Source organism: Enterobacter wuhouensis (genome assembly GCF_004331265.1).
In the GTDB taxonomy this organism is placed as follows: domain Bacteria; phylum Pseudomonadota; class Gammaproteobacteria; order Enterobacterales; family Enterobacteriaceae; genus Enterobacter; species Enterobacter wuhouensis.
Genome location: NZ_SJOO01000005.1, coordinates 240,923 through 258,628, shown reverse-complemented (window position 1 = coordinate 258,628; position 17,706 = coordinate 240,923). Strand labels below are relative to the sequence as shown.

Genomic DNA, 17,706 nt, shown 5'->3' with positions numbered 1-17,706 from the left:
CAACGTAAATATAATAAGGAGAGAAGCAATGTCGTTCGAATTACCTGCACTACCGTATGCAAAAGACGCCCTGGCACCCCACATTTCTGCAGAAACCCTGGAGTACCACTACGGCAAACATCACCAGACCTACGTCACCAACCTGAACAATCTGATTAAAGGCACCGACTTTGAAGGCAAAACGCTGGAAGAGATCGTACGCAGTTCAGAGGGTGGCGTGTTCAACAACGCCGCGCAGGTGTGGAACCATACCTTCTACTGGCACTGCCTGGCCCCGAATGCGGGTGGAGAACCAACCGGTGAGCTGGCTGCCGCCATTAGCGCCGCGTTCGGCAGCTTCGCTGATTTCAAAGCGAAGTTTACCGATGCCGCCATCAAGAACTTCGGTTCTGGCTGGACCTGGCTGGTAAAAGAAGCCGACGGCAAGCTGGCTATCGTCTCTACCTCTAACGCGGGTACGCCGCTGACCACCAGCGCAACGCCGCTGATGACCGTAGACGTGTGGGAACACGCTTACTACATTGATTATCGCAACGCGCGTCCTAACTATCTGGAGCACTTCTGGGCGCTGGCAAACTGGGAATTTGTAGCGAAGAACTTCGCTGCGTAAGAGACTCGCAGAAGGGTTCGCCCTTCTGCGTTTTGATTTACTCTGCGGTGCACACCGCGTCAGGCTGATGACGGCCCGACGCCAGCACCAGCAGCAGACCCAGCGCGGCAATGACTGCCCCCATCACCGGCACAACGCTGTACCCCAGACCGCCAGAGATCACCGCCCCACCCGCCGCGGCACCCAGGGCATTGCCCAGGTTGAATGCACCGATATTGACAGAAGACGAGAGGCCCGGCGCTTCGTGCGCGACGCGCATCACGCGCATCTGCAGCGGAGGCACCACCGCGAAGGTCGCCGCGCCCCAGACAACCATCGCCACTGCCGCACCGACTTCGCTACGCGCCAGCCAGGGGATCGCCACCATAATGACGATCAGCAGCATTAAGAAGCCTTTGAGCGTGCCGCTAACAGAGCGGTCGGCCAGCCTGCCGCCCAGATAGTTACCGAGAGAGAAGCCCACGCCTATCAGCACCAGCATCGCGGTAATAAAGAGCGGCGTTGCATGAGTGATATCGTGCAGCACAGGGGAAATATAGGTGTAGAGCGTAAACATCGCCCCTGCGCCGAGAACGGTAGTCAGCAGTGCGGAGAGCACCTGTGGGCGTACCAGCACCGACAGCTCTTTACGCACGTCAGGGCGTTCGCCTGCGCTCCCTTTTGGCAGAGAGAAGAACAGCGCCACCATCGCCACCACGCCCAGCCCGGCGGTCGCAAGGAATGACATACGCCAGCCGATCGCTTCCCCAAGCCAGGTAGCCGCAGGTACGCCGCCGATGTTGGCTATCGTCAGCCCCATAAACATGGTGGCAACCGCGCTGGCCTGCTTGTGCTTTGGCACCACGCTTGCGGCTACAACGGAGCCCAGGCCAAAGAACGCGCCGTGATTAAGACTGGTCAGGATACGCGACAGCATCAGCGTGGTGTAATCCGGCGCAATGGCGGAGAGGACGTTGCCCAGCGTAAAAATCGCCATCAGAAATATCAGCGCGTTGCGGCGCGCGCGGTGAGAAAGCAGCAGCGTCATCAAGGGAGCCCCCACCATCACGCCGATCGCATAGGCGCTGATCAGCATACCAGCAGCCGGGATTGAGACGTCTACGCCCCGGGCGATAACGGGCAGTAACCCCATAGGGGAGAATTCAGTGGTGCCGATCCCAAAAGCGCCAATCGCCAGGGCCAGCAGAGGAAAATTGATTTTCATGGGTCAACTCCGGATGCCGTGTCGGAGTGCGACACAGGAATAAGAAGTCAAAAGCATGACATCAATCACAAAAAATGAGAAGTTAACATTTTGGCAAAATATTTTTGCCGGAGGAGTAACAATCGGGGCAAGTTCGGAGAGAGCAAGCGCTCCCCCCGATTAAATCAGTGCAGTACAGCCGTCAGACCCGCAGCAACAATCAGAGCCAGCACGATAACGGTGGTGGTCAGCGAAAACTTAAGATCGGTACTCATCAATTTTTCTCCTTTTAATCACCCTACGAAAAGTGAGCCTGCTCATTTTTACACAGTTTACGTCAAAAATCTTCCAGGATTTAAACTGATATCCACTTTAGCTCTTCCCCTTTTCATCAAGATAGGACAAAATTCCACGCTAAATTTATTAGCGTACCGGCCATTGACCCCCTCCTGACGTCCTGTGTCGTTTTCCCGGCGTGTCGCAATTCCAGATTGCGTAATAAGGGTGAGAGAAGGCAAACGTTTACCTTCATGTTTTTCAGGAGCTTAGGATATGGTCTGGAGTGACATTTAATGGCAACAATAAAAGACGTAGCAAAACGCGCAAACGTTTCCACTACAACCGTATCACATGTAATTAACAAAACCCGCTTTGTTGCTGAAGAGACGCGCAATGCGGTCTGGGCCGCTATCAAGGAACTGCACTACTCGCCGAGTGCGGTGGCGCGCAGCCTGAAGGTGAATCACACCAAATCTATCGGCCTGCTGGCTACCAGCAGCGAAGCGGCCTATTTTGCCGAGATTATCGAAGCGGTTGAGAAAAACTGCTTCCAGAAAGGCTATACCCTCATTCTGGGGAACGCGTGGAACAACATTGAAAAACAACGTGCCTATCTGTCGATGATGGCGCAAAAGCGCGTCGATGGCCTTCTGGTCATGTGTTCCGAGTACCCGGAGTCCGTGCTTTCCATGCTGGAAGAGTACCGCCACATTCCGATGGTGGTGATGGACTGGGGCGAAGCGCGCGCCGACTTCACCGACTCGGTGATTGATAACGCGTTTGAAGGCGGCTACATGGCGGGCCGTTACCTGGTGGAACGCGGCCACCGCGAGATTGGCGTGATCCCGGGCCCGCTGGAGCGAAATACCGGCGCAGGCCGTCTGGCCGGCTTTATGAAAGCCATGGAAGAAGCGCTCATTACCGTGCCGGAAAACTGGATCGTGCAGGGTGACTTTGAGCCAGAATCGGGCTATCGCGCCATGCAGCAAATTGTCTCCCAGCAGCACCGCCCGACTGCGGTCTTCTGCGGTGGGGATATCATGGCAATGGGTGCCCTCTGCGCGGCGGACGAGCTGGGTCTGCGCGTGCCGCAGGATATTTCCGTGATCGGGTATGACAACGTGCGTAACGCCCGCTTCTTTACGCCGGCGCTGACCACTATCCACCAGCCGAAAGATTCGCTGGGCGAAACGGCCTTCAACATGCTGATGGACAGGATCGTCAACAAGCGTGAAGAATCCCAGTCCATCGAGGTCCACCCGCGCCTTATCGAGCGCCGTTCCGTTGCGGATGGCCCGTTCCGCGACTACCGTCGTTAATCCTTTACGGAGCCAGCTACGCTGGCTCCCGTAACCACTCCCGATTAAGCGTTTCGCTGTCGCCCAGGTAATCCAGCAGCCAGGCCATCGCGGGCGACACGTCATTTTGCTGCCAGGTCAGGCAGCAGGCCGCATCCGGGAACGGGTTCTCCAGCGTAAGCGCCACCCATTCTCCGGTATCGATACGCGGACGCGCAAAATGAACCGGCACCATTCCCACGCACAAACCGGCGGAAAGGCAGGTTGCTGAGGATCCCCAGTCAGGGGCAACGACGCGACGCTGGTTGTCCAGCAGCCAGGTAATACGCTTCGGCAGCGAGCGCGACGTATCCTCAAGCACCAGCGACGGCCAGCTGCGCAGCGTGTCGTCGCTCAGCGGCCCTTCCATCGCCGCCAGCGGATGATGGCTCGCCACCACGCAGTTCCAGCTCAGCATGCCCATATCACGAAACGCATAGCGTCCGCCCACGGGGATCGCCTGCGTTGCGCCAATCGCCATCTCTGCCCTGCCGTCTGCCAGCGCGTCCCAGACGCCGTTGAACACCTCCTGCGACACGCGCAGCTCGACGTCCGAAAAATGGCGATAGAAATCAACAACCATCTGCCGCGTACGTTCGGGTTTGACGATGTTATCCACGGCGATTGAAAGATGCCCCCGCCAGCCATTGGCAATCTGCTGGCACTGTTCGCGGGTGATCTGCATTTTTTTGATAACAGACCGCCCTTCTTTCAAAAACCACGCGCCGGCTGGCGTTAACTCAACGTCCCGATGCCGTCGTTCAAACAGGGGAACCGCCAGCCACTCCTCCAGCTGACGCACGGTGTAGCTGATGGCCGAAGGGACGCGGTGTAGCTCCTGCGCCGCGCCGGTAAAGCTGCCGTTGCGCGCAACGGCATCCACCACTTCAAGAGAATAATCTGACCACATTTTCTGCCTGCAAAAAATTTGAATGCACTTTCCAAATATTAGCGTTTCACAAGCCGCTTTGCACTCCCTACACTCTGCGCCAACGTACACCTGCCTCCTCAGGAGAAAAAAAGAATGCAACCCAGGAAAGGATTTTTAGTCTGGCTCGGCGGCCTCAGCGTGCTGGGCTTTTTGGCGACCGATATGTATCTGCCCGCGTTCGCCGCGATGCAGGAAGATTTGCAAACCCCTGCTGCCGCCATCAGTGCCAGCCTGAGCCTGTTCCTTGCCGGCTTTGCCTTCGCGCAGCTGCTGTGGGGCCCCCTCTCCGACCGCTTTGGTCGTAAACCGGTACTGCTGCTCGGCCTGGCTATTTTTGCCCTGGGCTGCGTAGGGATGCTGTGGGTACGCGATGCGACCTGGCTGCTGGTGCTGCGCTTCGTGCAGGCCGTCGGCGTGTGCGCCGCCGCCGTGACCTGGCAGGCGCTGGTGACCGATTACTATCCGGCATCGCGCACCAACCGGATCTTCGCCACCATCATGCCGCTGGTGGGCCTGTCGCCTGCCCTCGCCCCGCTGCTGGGCAGCTGGATACTGGCACACTTCGACTGGCAGGCGATTTTCGCCACCCTTTTTGCCATCACTCTGGTGTTGATGCTGCCTGCGTTCTTCCTTAAGCCAGCGCATAAGAAGGAGATGCCCCCGGAAGCGAAGCCAATCACCTTTACCTCCCTACTGCGTACCCAGGCGTATCGCGGCAACGTGCTGATTTACGCCGCCTGCTCCGCAAGCTTCTTCGCCTGGCTGACCGGTTCGCCGTTCATCCTGCACGATATGGGCTACAGCCCGGCGGCCATCGGCCTGAGCTATGTGCCGCAAACCATCGCGTTTCTGGTAGGCGGTTACGGCTGCCGCGCGGCGCTGCAGAAATGGGAAGGCCAGCAGATGCTGCCGTGGTTGCTGGTCCTGTACGCGTTCAGCGTAATCGGAACCTGGGCGGTGGGCTTTATTCCGGGCGCAGGCCTGACGGAAATTTTGATTCCATTCTGCGTGATGGCGATCGCTAACGGCGCTATTTATCCTGTCGTTGTGGCTCAGGCCCTGCGTCCGTTCCCTCAGGCAACGGGCCGTGCGGCTGCGCTGCAAAATACGCTCCAGCTGGGTCTGTGCTTCCTGGCAAGCCTCGTGGTATCCGCCCTTATTGCCACGCCGCTGCTGACCACAACCAGCGTGATGCTGGTGACGGTTGCCCTGGCAGGCCTGGGATACCGCATGCAATCCTCCGCCCCGAGCGCGGAGAGGCAGACGGAAACCTCGCACGCATAATCGCGCGGGGGATTATGTTGCATTTCAGTGATTAGGTTGCTAACAATTTTCTATTGAATCACCAAATTTTGAGGCCTATACTAAATTTGGTTCGATTAAATACGATAAATATTATGTGTTAACGGGAGCCGGAGTGCTCCCGTTTTACCATGGAAGGCTTTTCGGCAAGGGTTATCTCCCTTCCTCTGTTCTACGTCGGATATTAGCCTCGCGGGCATTTACCGTGAGATTTCTCACAAACCAAAAAAAGCGTCTACGCTGTTTGAAGGTTCTGATCACAGCAAGGTGATGGAGAAGCTATGAGTTCATCGTGTATAGAAGAAGTCAGCGTTCCGGACGATAACTGGTCCCGGATCGTCAGTGAACTGTTAGGTCGAGCAGGCATCACTATTAACGGATCATCACCATCCGATCCGCAGGTCAAACATCCCGACTTTTTTAAACGCGTGTTGCAGGAGGGATCGTTAGGGCTGGGCGAAAGCTATATGGATGGCTGGTGGGACTGCGAACGGCTGGATATCTTTTTCGCCAGCGTTTTGCGTGCGGGTCTCGAAAATCAACTTCCTCGTCATTTCAAAGATACGCTGCGCGTGGCCTCCGCCCGCCTGTTCAACCTGCAAAGTAAGAAGCGGGCATGGATTGTCGGCAAAGAGCACTACGACCTTGGCAACGATCTGTTCAGCCGCATGCTGGACCCCTTCATGCAATATTCCTGCGGCTACTGGAAAAAAGCCACCACCCTTGAAGAGGCACAGCAGGATAAACTGCGTCTGATCTGCGAGAAACTCCAGCTACAGCCGGGCATGCGCGTGCTGGACATTGGCTGCGGCTGGGGCGGCCTGGCCTATTTTATGGCGAAACACTACGGCGCCAGCGTTGTGGGCGTAACCATTTCAGCCGAACAGCAAAAAATGGCGCAGGCGCGCTGCGAGGGTCTGGACGTCGACATTCGTCTGCAGGATTACCGCGACCTGAACGAACAGTTCGATCGCATCGTGTCGGTGGGGATGTTTGAGCACGTGGGGCCGAAGAATTACAAGACTTACTTCCAGGTGGCCGATCGTAACCTGAAGCCTGACGGCATTTTCCTGCTGCACACCATTGGTTCCAAACGTACCGACAACAACGTAGACCCGTGGATCAACAAATACATCTTTCCGAATGGCTGTTTACCGTCCGTTCGCCAGATTGCCAACGCCAGTGAACCTCACTTCATCGTGGAAGACTGGCATAACTTTGGGGCGGATTACGACACCACGCTCATGGCATGGCACTCACGTTTTCAGGAGGCCTGGCCCGAGATTGCGGACAACTATTCCGAACGATTCAAACGGATGTTTAGCTACTATCTGAATGCCTGCGCAGGTGCGTTCCGCGCGCGCGATATTCAGCTCTGGCAGGTTGTTTTTAGCCGCGGGATTGAACACGGCCTGCGGGTTGCTCGCTAAAAAACTAACCCCGGATATCCGGGGTTAGTTATTATTCTTCCTCAACCGCTTTAATTATTGCAGCCTCTTTCGCTGCCAGCACGCGCTCGACGGTATCCACCACCGCCTGAGTTTGCGGATCAATTTCAATATTTACGCGATGCCCCAGTTTTTTCGCCCCCAGCGTGGTGCGCTGAAGCGTCTCCGGAATTAAATGCACGCAGAAACGCGTTGGCGTAACTTCCCCAACGGTCAGGCTAATCCCATCAATACCAATAAATCCTTTATACAGGATGTATTTCATTAATGCCGGATCCTGAACCTTAAACCAGATTTGACGGTTATTTTCAGAGGTCACGATTTTCGCAACTTCAGCGGTGGTCATAATGTGGCCCGACATCAGATGTCCGCCGATCTCATCGCTGAATTTGGCCGCGCGCTCAACGTTGACGGTGTCTCCGACCGCCAGCTCGCCCAGGTTCGTGATGCGCAACGTTTCCTTCATTAAATCAAAGCCAATCTGATTGCCGTTAATCTCTGTCACCGTCAGGCAGCAGCCGTTATGCGCAATCGAGGCCCCGGTTTCGATACCGTCGAGCATATAGTCGGGCAGCTCAACCACATGGGTGCGGAAATTGGGTTTTTCATCAATTGACACCACCTTGGCGGTGCCTTGCACAATACCAGTGAACATGCTTACAACTCCTGTTTTTTCCGGACGGTGGCGACACCGTTTAATCCCATCACAATAACAGTTGGAAAAACAGGTTGCCAGCGGAGCGCATTTTCTGGCGATTTTTTCACTAGATAATTAGTTAAACCCCGCTACAATAGCTGGCACCCCTCTGCTTTTTCTTCTTGCTGCCAGTTTGGCGGCTTTTTTAGTCTCTCAAATAACAACAAAATATAGGTGTTCACGTGCAGAAGTACATGAATGAAGCGCGCCAGCTATTGGCACTGGCTATACCAGTGATCGTCGCGCAGGTGGCCCAAACCGCAATGGGATTTGTGGATACGGTCATGGCGGGTGGCTACAGCGCCACCGACATGGCAGCCGTCGCCATCGGAACCTCCATCTGGCTGCCAGCTATTCTCTTCGGGCACGGCCTGCTGCTGGCGCTGACGCCGGTTATTGCACAGCTAAACGGTTCAGGACGACGCGAGCGTATCGCGCACCAGGTCCGTCAGGGCTTCTGGCTTGCAGGCTTTGTCTCTTTGCTGATTATGGTCGTGCTCTGGAACGCCGGGCATATCATCCGCGCCATGCATAACATCGATCCCGCGCTGGCGGACAAGGCCGTGGGCTATCTGCGCGCCCTGCTTTGGGGAGCGCCAGGCTATCTTTTCTTCCAGGTCGCGCGTAACCAGTGCGAAGGTCTGGCCAAAACCAAGCCCGGCATGGTGATGGGGTTTATCGGTCTGTTGGTCAATATTCCGGTGAACTACGTCTTTATCTATGGTCACTTTGGGATGCCCGAGCTTGGCGGCGTAGGCTGCGGCGTGGCAACGGCGGCGGTTTACTGGGTGATGTTCTTCAGCATGATCACCTTCGTTAAGCGCGCCCGCTCGATGCGCGATATTCGGAACGAAAACCGGTTCAGCACGCCGGACTGGAGCATCATGAAGCGTCTGGTGCAGCTAGGGCTCCCTATCGCACTGGCGCTGTTCTTTGAAGTGACGCTGTTTGCCGTTGTGGCCCTGCTGGTTTCGCCGCTCGGGATTATCGACGTGGCAGGCCACCAGATTGCGCTAAACTTCAGCTCCCTGATGTTCGTTCTGCCGATGTCGCTGGCGGCAGCCGTGACGATCCGCGTGGGCTTCCGCCTGGGGCAGGGATCTACGCTTGATGCGCAAACGGCTGCGCGCACGGGTTTAGGCGTTGGCGTGTGCATGGCCGCCTGCACCGCGCTCTTTACCGTCGCGCTGCGCGAGCAAATTGCCCTCCTTTATAATGACAACCCGGAGGTGGTTATCCTGGCGTCGCACCTGATGCTGCTGGCCGCCATTTATCAGATCTCTGACTCCATCCAGGTGATCGGCAGCGGCGTGCTGCGCGGGTATAAAGATACGCGTTCGATCTTCTTTATCACCTTCATCGCCTACTGGGTGCTGGGCCTGCCGACGGGTTACGTGCTGGCGCTCACCGACCTGGTGGTCGATCGTATGGGGCCAGCCGGATTCTGGATGGGCTTTATCATCGGCCTGACCTCGGCGGCCATCATGATGATGCTGCGCATGCGCTACCTGCAGCGCCAGCCATCGACGGTGATTTTGCAGCGCGCCGCACGTTAAATATGCAGTAGCCGCCAGCTGGCGGCTACTTTCTCTTCACTTTGCGCGGTAATGAAGCAATCGCGTGAAATCAGAGAGAAAAATGCATTTTGCCTCTTGCCTGTTCGAGGCTCTGCCGCTAATATTCGTCCCCGTTGTCACCGACAACACGTTGCGTTCATAGCTCAGTTGGTTAGAGCACCACCTTGACATGGTGGGGGTCGTTGGTTCGAGTCCAATTGAACGCACCATTCTGCGTCCGTAGCTCAGTTGGTTAGAGCACCACCTTGACATGGTGGGGGTCGGTGGTTCGAGTCCACTCGGACGCACCATTTCAGTCCTGAAATGGTGCAAATCCTCTCTTAGTATCCTGAATAATCTCAATATCCTGATTTCCTGGCGTTTCACCTGCTACGCTTTTCTCATGGAAAAAATACAGGAAGACTGTCGATGAAGAAGATAGCGATTATCGGCTCCGGCCCCACAGGGATTTACACCTTTTATTCACTACTGAAAAACCGCACCCCTCTCGCCGTCTCGGTATTTGAAAAAGCAGAAGACGCCGGCGTGGGTATGCCCTATAGCGACGATGATAACTCTCGTCTGATGCTGGCGAATATCGCCAGTATTGAAATTCCGCCTTTATTCATGACCTACCTCGACTGGCTGAAAGGCCGGAGTGACGCCCATCTGGCGCGCTTTAAGGTGGATAAAGCCAGCCTGCACGACCGACAATTTTTACCGCGAATTTTGCTGGGCGAATACTTTCGCGACAGCTTTCTGACCGTTGTCAAAGAGGCCAAAAAGCGGGGGTTTCAGGTCACAACCCACGAGTCCGCGGAAGTCACCGATATCGACGCCGCCGAAAACGGCGTAACGCTTTCCGTTAACGGTGCCCCGCACCCCGAGCGGTTTGATCTTGCCATTGTCGCCACGGGGCACGTCTGGCCGGACGAAGAGGAAGCCACGCGAACCTTCTTCCCAAGCCCCTGGTCCGGGCTGATGTGTGCCCGCATTCCCGCCTGTCGCGTTGGAATAATGGGAACCTCCCTAAGCGGGCTGGACGCCGCCATGGCGGTGGTTATGCAGCATGGGGATTTTACAGACGGCAAGTTCATTCTCGATAAAGGCAGCGAAGGCTTAAGCATTGTGCTGATGTCCCGGACGGGCATTCTGCCCGAGGCCGATTTCTACTGCCCTATTCCTTACGAGCCGCTCTCGGTTTTGACCGAGACCGTGGTTGAAAACGAGATAGCAAAAGGCGCTGATGGCCTGCTTGACCGTATATTTGCCCTGATCGTTAAGGAGCTGGAGCTGTCCGACACGGCCTGGTGCAAGAAGGTATCGCTACATACGCTGACCGCAGACAGCATCCGCGACGCATGGTTTGAGGAGCGCAAACAGCACGGGCCCTTTACCTGGGCCGAAGAGAACCTCAGGGAGGTTGAGCGTAACAAGCGCGAGCGCCGCACCGTGGCCTGGCGCTATACCGTCCTTCGGCTCCATGAGGTGATTTCCGGGATCGTTCCGGTCCTCAACGAGCGCGACAGGGAGCGGTTCAAAACGGGGCTGGAGCGCGTGTTTATTGATAACTATGCCGCCATTCCGCCGCAGTCTATACGCCGATTACTTGCGCTTCGCGAAGCCGGTATCATCAGCGTGGCGGCACTCGGCGACGACTACGATCTGGATATCGGCACCGCTCAAACCGTGATTACCAGCAATGAGCAAACCTGGCGCTTCGACGTGTTCATTGATGCGCGCGGGCAAAAACCGCTCAAAACGAAGGATCTGCCCTTCCCTACGCTGCGCAGGCAGCTGATGGAAACGGGAGAGGATTTACCCGATCTGGGAGAGGATTACACCTTAAAGGCCCCCGATAAGCTGCGTGGGCGCATCGCGTTCGGCGCGATACCCTGGCTGATGCACGATCAACCCTTCGTTCAGGGGCTGGAAGAGTGCGCCGTAAGGGGGGAAGCGATGGCCAAAGCGGCGGAAAGACCCGCCTCCCGGTCGCGCAGAAAACTGCCCTTCGTGGAGGACTGACGGGGCTTCCGTGCCCCGCCGGGTCTGATTATTCGAAGAATACGTCAGGATTTTCAGACAGTGAAATGAAGGTTTTCGTCTCTTTATCCAGCGCGCGAATGTCGCCGCTTTCAATGTCATACACCCAGCCGTGCAGGCGGATCGCGTTGTTGCGCAGGCCAACCGCAACGGACGGATGGGTTTTGATGTTGCTCAGCTGCGCAAACACGTTTTCCTGGACCATCGCGTTCACTTTGTCGATTGGTCGATCCCAGGTTTTCTTCTCAACCACGGCCTTCGCCGCATCGGAGTAGCGCAGCCAGTGGGAAACCGCGGGCATCGGCTCAAGGTTGGCGTTGTCGGCAATTGCCTTCATCGCGCCGCAGTTGGAGTGGCCGCAGATGACGATGTCGGTCACGCCCAGCGCCACCACCGCGTACTCAATCGTCGCCGAGACGCCGCCAGGCTCTGGCCCGAACGGTGGCACAATGTTACCAGCATTTCGAATGACAAAGAGCTGTCCCGGCTCTTGCTGGGTTACCAGCTCTGGCACGAGACGGCTGTCGGAGCAGGAGATGAACAACGCTTTGGGATTCTGGCTGGACGCTAAACTGCGGAAGAGCTCTTTACGTTGCGGGAAAATCTCTTTTTGAAAGCTGAGAAAACCTTCAATGATATGTTGCATAGCAATTTCTCTTTTATCTGTTTTAGTTTAGGCATGATCAAGATCACGCTCCTGAAGTTTACCCACCGTACTTTACCCGAGACAAGCAATATATTTCTGGCCCGACCGCTGCACAACGTCATCGGCGTTGCTCAGGATGTTCTGCCCTTCAAATGCGCCGTACAGGCGTGAAAATCTCATGCCCCGCAGGCAGCCGGTCATCCGTTCAATTTCACTGGCCGGCAGCGGAAGCATATTAGGATAGCTCCACATAAACGAAACGGCATTTTTACCCGGCGTGACCTGCAGGATATCGCCCGCCAGCAGCGCGCCCTCCCCCTCCTGCCAGTGTAGTACCGTTCCACCCGCAAAGTGTCCGCCAAGACGCAGGAGCGTCACCGCCGGCGCGAGCTCCAGCGAATCTCCCTCCCAGAAGCGTATTGCCGGGCTGTCGCGCATCACCCACTCCCGATCGCTGGCATGAAGGTAAACCGGCGCGTCAAACGCCTTCGCCCAGTCCTGCATCGTGCTGTAGTAGTGCGGGTGAGAAATCGCGATCGCGCGAATGCCGCCCAGCGCAGCCACCAGCGACTGGGTTGCCGGATCGAGATTGGGAATGCAGTCCCACAGGATATTGCCCTGCGGGGTTCGCAGGAGTAGCGCACGCTGGTTAATGGCAAACGAGGGAACCGTTTTGATGCTCAGCAGCTGCGGCTCAAGCTGTTGCCATTTATTGACGTGCGTGGCGGTGAGGGCGTCAAAATCAATCCACGCCTGGCCGGTGATAGGCACATACTGACGATCGTCTTCACAAACCGGGCACGCTTCTGGCCGCTTCGCATACGAGGTACCGCAGGTTTTACAGAGTGTAATCATGAGCTTTCCTCAGCAATAAAGCACTGAGTATGGCAGGGATTATCCTTATGTGCTGCGAGGTGCATTGCGCGGTTTTTTTGGCTTATACTGTGCCAGTATCACAAACTGAATAACGCAGGTAACACATGGAAATTGATCTCGATAACCTGGTCTTTAACGGACTGGATGAAGCGGAAGAGCGTAACGCGGAACGTCTGGACGATGCGGACAAAAAAGCGCAGGCGATTATCGCCGATGACGACTGCGGCGATGCCTGCAAGATCTGATTACGAAGCACCGGGCATCCCGGTGCTTTTTTTATGCCCTATTTTTTCAACCCGTCAATGGCCGCCTGAGCGCAGGCTTCATCAAGATTGCCGCCCGGCGCTCCGCCAATACCAATCGCCCCGATAACCTCGTCGCCCTCTTTCACCGGCAGGCCACCGGCCAGCAGCAGGAAGCCCGGCACGTCACGCATATTCTGCGCGCCCGGGTTGCCCTGCGCCGCTTCCATCACCTTGCCTGAGGCATTTTTTGTACTGAGCGCGGTATACGCCTTCATTTCACTGGCTTTTACCGTATGCGGACCGGCGTTATCCGTTCGCTGCACCGCTTTAACGACGCCCGCCCGGTCAACCACCGTCACCGTGACCTGATAATGTTTAGCCATGCATGACTGAATGGCGGAGGTAGCCAGGGCATTTGCCTGCGCCAGAGAGAGCGTTTTCTGGCTCAGCGCGTCGGCCTGCGCATTCAGCGTTACGCCGCCTGCGACCAGCGCCGCAGCCATCATTAATTTTTTCATCATATATCCTCGAGAAGGGGGAGACATCCCGAGGTTACCGTGATGCGCAACGACAGGTAATTCGGATGACTACGCAATCGTCCAGGTAGTTATACGGATTGCAATTTGTCGTATTCGCGTATCGCCTGAACCAGGCTGCTGACGCCAAGCTTTGAAAATGCCGCAGCGCGATGGGCTTCCACCGTTCTCGGCGACAGGTTGAGCTTCGCCGCCACCTCTTTGTTGCTCAAGCCTTCCATCAGCACGGTCAGCACCTCGTGCTCCCGCGCGGTGAGCTGTTCAAAACGCGCCGTTACTCGCGACGTTTCCTGCCAGGCAACGAACCGCCGCTGACTCTCCTCAAAGGCCAGCCCCACCGTTTCGATCAGTTTGTCAGCATCCAGCGGCTTGGTGAAAAACTCGAATACGCCGCTACGAAATGCCCGGCGGCAGGCGTCGACGGTACCGTGCCCGGTCATGATGATGACGGGAAGCATCGGCCACCGCCATTTCCCCTCTTCGAGCCACGTCAGCCCGCCCTTGCCCGGCATACGCATATCCAGCAGCAGGCAGCCGACTATCCCCGTGCTCTCACCCTTCGCGGTTACGAAGGCCTCAATACTTTCATACGCCTTCACCTCCCAGCCCATCCCCGAGAGTAAAAAAATCATCGATTCTCTGATAGATTCATCGTCATCAATCAGCCAGATCGTATTAACCATGCGGCGCCTCCCTTCCGTTTGCCAGTTGAAGAACGATTTGCGCCCCGCCCTCCGGAGCGTTGCCCAGGGTTATCGACCCGTTCATGCGCGTCATCAGCGACTCGATTAAGGTCATGCCGAGGCCAATCCCCGCCTTACGTCCGCTGTAAAACGGCATAAACGCGTGCTGGAGCGCCTCCTGGCTAAAACCGGGGCCGCCGTCGGTAACCGTAATGCAGACGCCATCGTCACTCTTTTGGCTTTCAATCCGAATCCAGCCCTTAGCGCACGTCTGCTGCGACTGAATCGCGTTGCTGAGCAGGTTATGCAGCACCTGCTCAAGCCATAGCCTGTCGGCCAGTACGGTGCTCGCCCCGGCGGCAAAAGCATGGCTAACAGCAATATGTTCGGCTTTGCGCTCATGCTCCAGCAAATTCACCACGTGCTGCCAGCACTGCGCCAGATCGGTCTCGCGCAGCGTCACTTTCTCCTGCACGACGTGCTCGCGGAAACGGGTGAGTAACGCGCCGATACGCTGCGTTTGCGTCAGCGCTGCCGCCAAAGCCTGCGATACCGCCTGCGGATTGTCCTGCTGAAGCTGGCGCTGTGCCCCCTGCACCCAGGTCTGTACGGCGGTGAGCGGCTGGTTGATTTCGTGCACAATCCCTGCCGTGATCTCGCCGAGCGTGTTGAGCCGGGCGTGCTGATAATAAAGGGCGCGCTGTTCCGCCTCTTTGCGCGCTTGACGCTGCCACAGCGCCGCGCTGGCCACGGCGATTGCCATCGCCCATCCCAGAAAGAGTAGCGGGAAGCTAAGCCAGGCGACGCCGAGCCAGTCGGGTTTTGCATCCGCCGTCAGCGTGAAGGGTTGAGTATGCTGGGGGAAGGAACGCTGCCAGTACCAGAAGTCTGCTGCGGATTTCTCCTCGCGGCTGCCCGTCAGCAGAAGGCTCAAGTGCGCGAAACGATGAGGAGGCGCGAGCAGAGGCGTCAGGTCGATAAGGACGCGGATTTGCCGCCAGGGGTTATACAGCCAGTACTGCAGGTCGCGGTAGGGTTCAACCCGCGCGGCATCCAGCGCGCGCCCGCTCGTTTTCTCAAGCATCAGAATATGCGGGAATTTTTTGCGCAGGGCAGAGAGATCTTCGTCGCCGTTCAGCAAAGGAAGCACGGACTCATTTTGCGTCAGAACGGCGCTAATACCCGAGTAAAGCGCCGAAAATTCGCGGTCGCGCTCCCAAAACTGGCGACGAATATTCTCGGCGTACAGCAATGCACCGCTCGCCAGGCAGACCATCGCCCAGATCGCGACGCTGCGCCTAATCATTTTTTTGATGCTCATGTCGTTAACGGGGGCAGTCATTCGGGCTGTCGACATTACCAGCTAACGACGATGAGGACAAAATAACGCGCGTGTTATCAGATCTCTGGCGTCTTTTTGAATCCGGTCAGCATCAGGATCAGGCTTTGAGGCGAAGCTGAGGTCTCAAATTGATAATGGTTTCCCTGACGATCGCCGCCGATGTACCATGAAATCTCGGTTTTACCTTCCGCCAGCGCCCTGCGAACGGCTTTGTCCACGTCCACCATGCGGTACTCCCGGGAGTGGTTCAGATACAGCACGGCATCCGATTTATAATTGCACGCCGGGCGGGTAGCCCAGCTGACCGTCGCGGGGTTCCAGTCGCTGCGGGCCGGATAGAAGAAGATTTGATCGGCACCGTTAGTTTCTACCTTACCGCCGTAGAGGCGTACGCGATATTTAAACAGAGAAGGATCCTGCCCTGCCGGTAATGGCGGGATTTTAAACTTCACCAGCGAGAGGGTTTCACTGTTTTTGCTACGGCCTCCGGTCTGCCAGTTATCCTGCACCAGCAACACCTGCGGCTGCGGCTGAGCGTGGTCAGGCTCCAGGCTGCTTAGCCAGACGTTCGCCTGCGCTTTCGAGTAACCGTAAGGCACGGTCGTGCCGCAGTCTATCCCCCGGTTCATGCACAGGTCGGTCATAAAGCGCGCCGCATCGTCGGTCCAGCCGTTCATAAAGTCAGCATGCGCGGTATAGAGGCTTCCCCAGCGCTCTTCGCGTTCGTCCCCATGCATAATGGGATCGAGCGAAAGCTGGGCTTTGGCGGTATCCAGCGACGAGACCGTCGGGAGCACGTAGGCGATATTCATGTTCACCGTTGGGATTTTCACCGGAAACGCCGTCGGGCATTGCCCATGGGTATCGTATGCCGCGTTGGTCATGCCGTGAGCGGGCTTGAGGTTCACGCCGTCCCAGCAGTTGGGGAACTGGATCCCGATATTAAACTGCACGGCATCTCCCGCCTTACGTAACCTGCAAATTTCACCCGTTTTGGTGGTGTAACCTTTGCCGTTGGCACATAAGAAGGAGATGTGCGGGTTAGGCGCGGTGCCGTGGTGATCGCCCGCCAGCAGCGATAGCCCCGCCGGGAACGGCTGCAGCGGCCAGGTTTCCACGTTCGAAGCCTGATAATAGGTTTTTTGATACGCCGGTTTTACGACGGTGCCGTCAGGCAGCCGCAGCGAAGGCGCCCAGTATGCCGAGCTGTCCGCTTTGTTATCACAGGTTGTGTCTTCAAGCTTGCGCAGGCTTTCACGGCCTGAACCCGCGTCGGTGTGCGCGTTGCCGAAGAAGTCATGCAGCATGGCCTCGTTGGGCATGCCGAACATCATGATGGCGTCATCGCCAAGGGTGTGGGAATAGCCGCAGACAACATGTGCCTGAGGCGCGGCATAGGCCGCATGAAGTGCAAAAAATAGCGCGGGGGTCGAAAGTGCCGTTGCTAACGTGGTCCGTTTCATCATTTTCTCCATGAGTGAAAGGACACATTGGTAACAAAAGCAGGTTGGTTAACCGAATGATTTGCAGCGTACTTTTCCGTTTATCGTCACTTTACATACGTAACGCACAGCTCATTCCAGTAAATTTTGCGCGTGAGGCGCAGTTCAGCGTGACGTTTTATCATGGAACCACTCCGGGTCGATGTTGGCAACGTCCACGCCGTAAAGGCTGGCGACTGGCAGGACAGACTCAAGAACACGTTGCGCGCTGTTCTCCGCGTTGACCTGCCGGGTCGCAAAAAACCGCCGTAACGTGCTGATCCATTTTTTCATCGTCTTTACCCTCTTCGCTTCACCTGTCCTCAGTAAAGCACCCAACGTATCCGTCTGGAAATATCAATATCGACTGTTGATGTGCAGGATCTGCAAATAGCAGCCCCTGTCATTAACCTGTTGGTAACACCTTGTTCACTAATGCTTTTTCTCTCATAGCAAAGAACGATTTGGTATTTGTCGATAGGGTTTGCTTATGGGAGCGTAACGGGACACA

Annotated in this window: 18 protein-coding genes and 2 tRNA genes; 9 read left to right on the top strand and 11 right to left on the bottom strand. The window is 56.5% G+C overall.

The window, feature by feature from the left end; translation table 11 throughout:
• Positions 1-28: 28 nt before the first annotated feature.
• Positions 29-610 carry a superoxide dismutase [Fe] gene (sodB, locus tag E0L20_RS13960; RefSeq protein ID WP_131634456.1) on the top strand — a complete coding sequence of 194 codons (582 nt, stop codon included), beginning with the start codon at positions 29-31 and terminating at the stop codon, positions 608-610.
• Between the two features lie 37 nt (positions 611-647).
• Here sodB and E0L20_RS13955 read toward each other — a convergent pair whose 3' ends face one another.
• Together E0L20_RS13955 and cydH are read right to left on the bottom strand one after the other, a co-directional pair.
• Positions 648-1,814, bottom strand: a complete 1,167-nt coding sequence (locus tag E0L20_RS13955) for an MFS transporter (RefSeq protein ID WP_131634455.1) — start codon at positions 1,812-1,814, stop codon at positions 648-650.
• Positions 1,815-1,978: 164 nt separating this feature from the next.
• Positions 1,979-2,068: a cytochrome bd-I oxidase subunit CydH gene (gene cydH / locus E0L20_RS13950; RefSeq protein ID WP_041162048.1), complete on the bottom strand. Its 90-nt coding sequence runs from the start codon at positions 2,066-2,068 to the stop codon at positions 1,979-1,981.
• Between the two features lie 297 nt (positions 2,069-2,365).
• Here cydH and purR point away from each other — a divergent pair, with 297 nt between their 5' ends.
• On the top strand, positions 2,366-3,391 hold the full coding sequence (gene purR / locus E0L20_RS13945; RefSeq protein ID WP_131634454.1) for an HTH-type transcriptional repressor PurR: 1,026 nt from the start codon (positions 2,366-2,368) through the stop codon (positions 3,389-3,391).
• 16 nt (positions 3,392-3,407) lie between these two features.
• On the opposite strand, the gene punR is transcribed toward purR, so the two are convergent.
• Positions 3,408-4,319, bottom strand: coding sequence for a DNA-binding transcriptional activator PunR (punR, locus tag E0L20_RS13940; protein ID WP_131634453.1), 912 nt, complete (start codon positions 4,317-4,319; stop codon positions 3,408-3,410).
• A gap of 114 nt (positions 4,320-4,433) precedes the next feature.
• Between punR and punC the strand changes: the two genes are divergently transcribed.
• Both punC and cfa read left to right on the top strand, forming a co-directional pair.
• Entirely contained in the window at positions 4,434-5,624 is a 1,191-nt protein-coding gene (punC, locus tag E0L20_RS13935; protein ID WP_131634452.1) for a purine nucleoside transporter PunC, read from the top strand.
• Positions 5,625-5,923: 299 nt separating this feature from the next.
• Positions 5,924-7,072, top strand: coding sequence for a cyclopropane fatty acyl phospholipid synthase (cfa, locus tag E0L20_RS13930; RefSeq protein WP_131634451.1), 1,149 nt, complete (start codon positions 5,924-5,926; stop codon positions 7,070-7,072).
• 31 nt (positions 7,073-7,103) lie between these two features.
• Here cfa and E0L20_RS13925 read toward each other — a convergent pair whose 3' ends face one another.
• Positions 7,104-7,745 (bottom strand): riboflavin synthase subunit alpha, encoded by a 642-nt coding sequence (locus tag E0L20_RS13925; RefSeq protein ID WP_131634450.1) that lies wholly within the window; start codon positions 7,743-7,745, stop codon positions 7,104-7,106.
• A gap of 224 nt (positions 7,746-7,969) precedes the next feature.
• Between E0L20_RS13925 and mdtK the strand changes: the two genes are divergently transcribed.
• The 4 genes from mdtK (at position 7,970) to E0L20_RS13905 (ending at position 11,368) form a co-directional block, all read left to right on the top strand.
• Positions 7,970-9,343: an MdtK family multidrug efflux MATE transporter gene (mdtK, locus tag E0L20_RS13920; RefSeq protein WP_131634449.1), complete on the top strand. Its 1,374-nt coding sequence runs from the start codon at positions 7,970-7,972 to the stop codon at positions 9,341-9,343.
• Between the two features lie 153 nt (positions 9,344-9,496).
• Positions 9,497-9,573 (top strand) — tRNA-Val (locus E0L20_RS13915).
• A 4-nt stretch (positions 9,574-9,577) separates the two neighbouring features.
• Positions 9,578-9,654 (top strand) — tRNA-Val (locus tag E0L20_RS13910).
• 118 nt (positions 9,655-9,772) lie between these two features.
• Positions 9,773-11,368 carry an FAD-NAD(P)-binding protein gene (locus E0L20_RS13905; RefSeq protein WP_131634448.1) on the top strand — a complete coding sequence of 532 codons (1,596 nt, stop codon included), beginning with the start codon at positions 9,773-9,775 and terminating at the stop codon, positions 11,366-11,368.
• Positions 11,369-11,396: 28 nt separating this feature from the next.
• On the opposite strand, the gene E0L20_RS13900 is transcribed toward E0L20_RS13905, so the two are convergent.
• Positions 11,397-12,032, bottom strand: coding sequence for a carbonic anhydrase (locus E0L20_RS13900; RefSeq protein WP_131634447.1), 636 nt, complete (start codon positions 12,030-12,032; stop codon positions 11,397-11,399).
• A 72-nt stretch (positions 12,033-12,104) separates the two neighbouring features.
• Positions 12,105-12,887, bottom strand: coding sequence for an MBL fold metallo-hydrolase (locus E0L20_RS13895; protein WP_131634446.1), 783 nt, complete (start codon positions 12,885-12,887; stop codon positions 12,105-12,107).
• 125 nt (positions 12,888-13,012) lie between these two features.
• Between E0L20_RS13895 and E0L20_RS13890 the strand changes: the two genes are divergently transcribed.
• Positions 13,013-13,153 carry a hypothetical protein gene (locus E0L20_RS13890; protein WP_008500607.1) on the top strand — a complete coding sequence of 47 codons (141 nt, stop codon included), beginning with the start codon at positions 13,013-13,015 and terminating at the stop codon, positions 13,151-13,153.
• A gap of 38 nt (positions 13,154-13,191) precedes the next feature.
• On the opposite strand, the gene E0L20_RS13885 is transcribed toward E0L20_RS13890, so the two are convergent.
• From E0L20_RS13885 to E0L20_RS23885, 5 genes are all read right to left on the bottom strand, one after another.
• A complete protein-coding gene (locus tag E0L20_RS13885; protein ID WP_131634523.1) occupies positions 13,192-13,671 on the bottom strand; it encodes a GlcG/HbpS family heme-binding protein in 480 nt (159 codons plus the stop codon).
• 89 nt (positions 13,672-13,760) lie between these two features.
• The gene (locus tag E0L20_RS13880) at positions 13,761-14,372 is read right to left on the bottom strand and encodes a response regulator transcription factor (RefSeq protein ID WP_131634445.1); all 612 of its coding nucleotides are present in this window, start codon (positions 14,370-14,372) and stop codon (positions 13,761-13,763) included.
• Complete coding sequence (locus tag E0L20_RS13875; protein WP_242673407.1) at positions 14,365-15,678, bottom strand: sensor histidine kinase; 1,314 nt, start codon at positions 15,676-15,678, stop codon at positions 14,365-14,367. The genes E0L20_RS13880 and E0L20_RS13875 overlap by 8 nt, the downstream gene beginning before the upstream one ends.
• Positions 15,679-15,770: 92 nt before the next feature.
• The gene (locus E0L20_RS13870) at positions 15,771-17,177 is read right to left on the bottom strand and encodes a DUF1996 domain-containing protein (RefSeq protein WP_131634522.1); all 1,407 of its coding nucleotides are present in this window, start codon (positions 17,175-17,177) and stop codon (positions 15,771-15,773) included.
• A gap of 144 nt (positions 17,178-17,321) precedes the next feature.
• Positions 17,322-17,489 (bottom strand): hypothetical protein, encoded by a 168-nt coding sequence (locus E0L20_RS23885; protein WP_165500716.1) that lies wholly within the window; start codon positions 17,487-17,489, stop codon positions 17,322-17,324.
• Positions 17,490-17,706: the final 217 nt, after the last annotated feature.